Here is a 405-nt window from a genome sequence, read left to right as displayed (position 1 = left end):
TCTAAGTTCGCAATTTAATACCTTGGTCTTGGCGAGGAATATCTCGGCTTTTCAGCTTCAGGCGGTTTAGGTTGAGTATCTATCGGTTTTTTCACCCACCCCAGCTCATCTGCCCCAATGTGATACTTTTTAGCGTGTTGCTCGGCTTTGTGAGCATAAATCCCTGTAAAGTCAGCTTGGGCTTGTTTGATTCGCTCATTTTTGGAGGCAATAGTCTCTTTTTTGGCATTAGGGGTTGTGGTGTTGGTAGGATCACTAATTTGTTTGGCTTGATAATTGGCAAAGTCAAAGCTTTCATCAAACACAAAGCCTTTCAATCGTATCGGTTTCTGACTATCCGCAGGGGTCACGCTGATAAACTTGGCGCTTTGGCGTGTGACCGTTAGTCCAATCTCAGGCATGGAC

1 protein-coding gene is annotated in these 405 nt (G+C 44.9%); it reads right to left on the bottom strand.

Annotated elements, in window-relative coordinates; translation table 11 throughout:
* Window positions 1-14: 14 nt before the first annotated feature.
* Window positions 15-405 (bottom strand): hypothetical protein (locus tag M3175_RS24630; protein ID WP_251524636.1); only part of this gene is annotated, 391 nt, incomplete at its 5' end.

It is taken from the genome of Robertmurraya korlensis (genome assembly GCF_023715225.1).
Lineage (GTDB): Bacteria > Bacillota > Bacilli > Bacillales > Cytobacillaceae > Robertmurraya_A.
The sequence above is the reverse complement of the archived record's forward strand: the minus strand, read 5'-3'. Positions and strand labels throughout refer to the sequence as shown.